At 65.7% G+C, this 1015-nt stretch carries 1 protein-coding gene; it reads left to right on the forward strand.

The genetic code is table 11. From position 1 onward, the window contains the following. Window positions 1-114: 114 nt before the first annotated feature. Window positions 115-903: an MOSC domain-containing protein gene (locus AC1D00_RS42670; protein ID WP_477014856.1), complete on the forward strand. Its 789-nt coding sequence runs from the start codon at window positions 115-117 to the stop codon at window positions 901-903. Window positions 904-1015: the final 112 nt, after the last annotated feature.

Raw genomic sequence — 1015 nt, forward strand, 5'->3', positions numbered from 1 at the left:
GCCGCCTGAGGCAAATGTGGGAAGCGGCTTGGGGGAGCGAAAGAGGCGAGTTCACAATTTCGTGCGCTGTTTGGCCGGCTTGGCGCCAGCAGGTCGAATCCCCTAAGTAGCGGCATGACAGCCAGCCAGACCGCCGAAATCACCGATCTCTATCGCTATCCAATCAAAGGCCTGACGCCGGAGCGCCTGCCCCGCGTCGCCTTGCGGCGAGGGGAAACCCTGCCCGCCGACCGCCGCTACGCCATCGAGAACGGCCCCAGCGGGTTCGATCCCGAGGCGCCGGCCTGGAAGCCGAAGATCCAGTTTCTGATGCTGGCGCGCAATGAGCGGCTGGCTTCCCTCGACAGCCGGTTCGAGGACGCGACCAACCGCCTGACCATCCGCAAGGACGGCCAAATCGTCGCCAGCGGCGATCTGGAGACCGCCGCCGGGCGCGCCGCAATCGAGCGCTACTTCAGCGAGAACTTCCAGCCCGAGCTGAAGGGCCCGCCCAAGGTTCTGTCGGGCCGCAACCACAGCTTTTCCGACGTCGCCCGCAAGGTCGTGTCCATCATCAATCTCGACAGCGTCCGCGCGATCGAGGCCATGCTCGGTGGCACCGCAGTCCACCCCCTGCGCTTCCGCGCCAATCTCTACGTCAAGGGCTGGCCGGCCTGGTCCGAGCTCGACCTCGTCGGCCAGACGCTCGCGATCGGTCAGGCCCGGCTGCAGGTGGTCAAGCGCATCGTCCGTTGCCCGGCCACCAATGTCGATCCGGAGACCGCAAAGCGCGACCTCGAAATCCCGCCGACGCTCTCGCGCCATCTCGGCCACATGGATTGCGGCATCTATGCCGAGGTGATCGCCGGCGGCGAGATCGGCGTGGGGGATGCAGTCGCGGTGGAAGAGCCGAAGCTGGTGTGAGGCGACGCTGGCTCCGCGCATTCCGTCATTGCGAGGAGCGAAGCGACGAAGCAATCCAGACTATTTCCGCGGAGGGATTCTGGATTGCTTCGCTTCGCTCGCAATGACGAGG

Source organism: Bradyrhizobium sp. P2_E8, from assembly GCF_056403875.1.

Excerpts from the sequence above, each read along its gene's own strand:
- AC1D00_RS42670 (WP_477014856.1), top strand. The coding sequence starts at position 115 with ATGACAGCCAGCCAGACCGCCGAAATCACCGATCTCTATCGCTATCCA.